Annotated in this window: 1 protein-coding gene; it reads left to right on the top strand. The window is 71.1% G+C overall.

What is annotated here, in order from left to right; translation table 11 throughout:
* Positions 1-3,725, top strand: a 3,725-nt coding sequence (locus tag ABT297_RS42740) for a type I polyketide synthase (RefSeq protein WP_350559861.1), incomplete at both ends; no start/stop codon positions are given.

Genomic DNA, 3,725 nt, shown 5'->3' with positions numbered 1-3,725 from the left:
GCCGGCATCTCCTCCTTCGGCATCAGCGGCACCAACGCCCACCTCATCCTCGAAGAACCACCCACCACCAACACCAACACCCCCACCGCCGAGCCCATCGAACCGGAATCCGCCGAACCGACCGAGCACTCACCCGAGCCGGAGATCCTGGCATTCAGCGCCAAAACCGAAACAGCCCTCCACGCCTACGCCGCCAACCTCGCCAACTACCTGCAACACCACCCAGCCACCGGACTCGCCGGACAACTCGCCACCCGCACCACCTTCCCCCACCGCGCCACCGCCACCCCCACCGAACTCCGCAACAACCACTACACCACCGGCACCACCGGCGGGAAACTCGCCATCCTCTTCACCGGCCAAGGCGCCCAACACCCCGGCATGGGCCTCCAACTCGCCGCCACCAACCCCACCTTCGCCCACCACTTCAACGAAGTCCTCACCCACCTCGACCCCGAACTACGCACCATCATGAACACCGACCAAATCCACCAAACCCGCTACACCCAACCCGCCCTCTTCGCCTACGAAGTCGCCCTCTACCACACCCTCGGCCTCACCCCCGACTACCTCGCCGGACACTCCATCGGCGAAATCACCGCCGCCCACCTCGCCGGCACCCTCACCCTCCCCGACGCCGCCAAACTCGTCACCACCCGCGCCAACCTCATGCAAAACCTCCCCCCCACCGGCGCCATGGCCACCGTCCAAACCACACCCGAACACGCCACACCACACCTCACCGGCGACGTCACCATCGCCGCCATCAACACCGCCAACCACATCACCATCACCGGCACCGCCGAACACATCCACACCACCCTGCACAACATCCCCGCACCATCACGACTCCTCACCGTCAGCCACGCCTTCCACTCCAACCACCTCGACCCCATCCTCAACGACCTCACCACCACCGCCACCACCCTCACCCACCAACCACCCACCATCCCCGTCATCTCCAACCTCACCGCACAACCCGCCAACCACACCCCCCACTACTGGGCCCAACAAGCACGCAACACCGTCCAATGGCACAACACCCTCACCTACCTCGCCGACCAAGGCGTCACCACCTTCCTCGAAATCGGACCCCACAACACCCTCACCACCCTCACCCGCGAAACCCTCCCCAACGCCACCGCCCTCCACACCAGCCACCGCACCAACGGCACCAACATCACCACCCTCCTCGCCCACACCTGGACCACCGGCCACACCAACCACCCCACCAACCCCACCAACCACCTACCCCAAGCACCCACCTACCCCTTCCAACGCAACCGGTACTGGCTGATCGACACGCCTCGCCGCCAGGACGCCGGCACCGTCTCGCATCCGATCCTGACAGCGGTCAGCGTGCACGCCGAGTCGAACAGCACCGTCTACTCCGGGGCCCTCAGCGCCGCCCGCGACCCGCAGCCGCCGACCTCGACACTGGCGGAACTGGTGCTACAGGCGGGCCACGAACTCGGCTGCCCACGGATCCGAGAGCTGGACGTGGACGCGCCGCTCGCCGTGCCCGGGGACGGCGCGCTGCAGGTGCAGGTGACGGTCGGCGCCGCGGACGGGACCGGTGGGCGCCGCGTCACGGTGCACTCACGGGCCACCCGGGACGGCATCGACGTGGCCTGGGCACGCAACGCACACGGCACTCTCGACGACGCCACTCCGGTCGTACCGGATGAGGTTTTCTGGCCACCCGCGGCGGCCGAACCGATGCCGCTCGCCGGGAGTGACGCCGGGGTTGTCGCGGCCTGGCGCCGCGGCGACGACATCTTCGCCGAGATCGCACTGGCCGAGGACACCGAACACGGGTACGGGGTACACCCCGCGCTGCTCGACCAGGCGGTGCGGCTGCACGGTGACAGCCGGCCGGCCGTGCACTGGGCGGGTCTGTCGCTAATCGGTTCCCACGCGACGCTGCTGCGGGTACGCGCGTCCCGGCTGGGCCCGGACTCGCTGGCACTCATCGCCGTGGATGCCGGCGGCGAGCCGGTCCTTGTCGCCGAGAGCGTCACGGTAAGCCAGATCGAGGCACCGGCCGAACCGGCGACGTCGTTGTACGAGGTGTGCTGGGTGCCGCTGGAGACCTCCGGCAGCACGGCACCCACGACGGTCGTGACACACCGGGTCGACGGCGGCCGGGACGCAACCGAGGCGGCCGACGCGGTCGCGGCCGTGCTGGCCGTCGTCCAGCGGTGGCTGGCCGACGACACGGCTGCCGGCTCGCGCCTGGTGCTGGTGACCTCCGGTGCGGTGGCCGCTCGGGACGGCGACGTGCCGGATCTGGGCGCCGCGGCGGTGTGGGGCCTGATCCGCACCGCCCAGACCGAGCACCCGGACCGCATCGTGCTGGTCGATGCCGACCCAACGACGACCGAGGCACAGCTGACGGCGGCCGCTCGCACCGGCGAACCGCAGATCGCGATCCGCGACGGGTCGTTCGCCGTCCCCCGCCTGACCCGCCGCGAGGTGGCGCCGCGGTCCACGCCGTCCTGGAGCGACGGCACCGTCCTGATCACCGGAGCGACCGGTGACCTGGCCCGGGTCTTCGCCCGTCACCTGGTCACCACGGCGGGCGTACGACGTCTGGTGCTCGCCTCCCGGCGCGGCGGTGACGCTCCCGGCATGCCGCAACTGTGCCGGGAGCTCACCGACGCGGGCGCCGAGGTCACGACGGCCGTCTGTGATATGGCGGACCGCGCTGCGGTGGACGGCCTGCTGTCCGGCATCGTCGACCTGCGCGCCGTGGTGCACACCGCCGGTGTGCTGCACGACGGTGTCGTCTCCGGCCTGGATGCCGGCGGGCTGGGCGATGTGTGGGGGCCGAAGGCCGCCGGTGCCTGGCACCTGCACGAGGCCACCCGGGACCGTGATCTCACCGCCTTCGTCCTGTTCTCCTCGATCGCTGCGACGCTGGGCAGCGCCGGGCAGGCCGGTTACGCGTCGGCGAACGCGTTCCTGGACGCCCTCGCCCAGCAGCGGTGGGCCGCCGGCCTGCCGGCCACCTCGCTGGCGTGGGGGCTGTGGAGTCCGGACGGCGGGATGGCGGCACACCTCGGCGACGCCGACCGTGCTCGATGGGCACGCACGGGTGTGCTGCCGGTCGACGCGGACTTGGGCGTGGCGCTGTTCGGTGCAGCGCTCGCCACCGACGCGGCGGCGCTGGTGCCGGCCCGCCTGGACGGCAGCGGCGTCTGGCCGGGGACCTCACCGGTCCCGGCGATGCTGCGCGGGCTGTTCCGGGTGGCTCGCCGCCGGGCGGCCGGCGCCACCGCCCCGGCCGCCCGATCCCTGGCCGCCCGGCTCGCCGGGATGGCCGCCCACGACGAACGCCGGGCGTATCTGCTGGCGCTGGTCCGTGCGGAGGCGGCCGCGGTCCTCGGTCACGAGTCCGCGGCGACCATGCCGGAACATGGCACCTTCAAGGATGCCGGATTCGACTCGCTCGCCGCGGTCGAGTTGCGCAACCGCATCAACCAGGTAACCGGGCTGCGGCTGTCTGGTGCGCTCGTCTACGACTACCCGACACCAATCGCCCTGGCCGGTCACCTGCTGGACCAGCTGGTGGGCGGGACGGCCACGAGTGACCGGCCGGTCTCGGCGACGGTGGTGTCGGACGAGCCAATCGCGATCGTGGGTATGGGCTGCCGGCTGCCCGGCGGCGTGTCCACCCCGGAACAGCTGTGGCAGATCCTCGCCGAAGGCCGCGACGCCATCGG

The organism is Dactylosporangium sp. NPDC000555 (genome assembly GCF_040300025.1).
Lineage (GTDB): Bacteria > Actinomycetota > Actinomycetes > Mycobacteriales > Micromonosporaceae > Dactylosporangium.
Note: the sequence above shows the minus strand (reverse complement) of the source record. Positions and strands in the feature narration are given on the sequence as shown.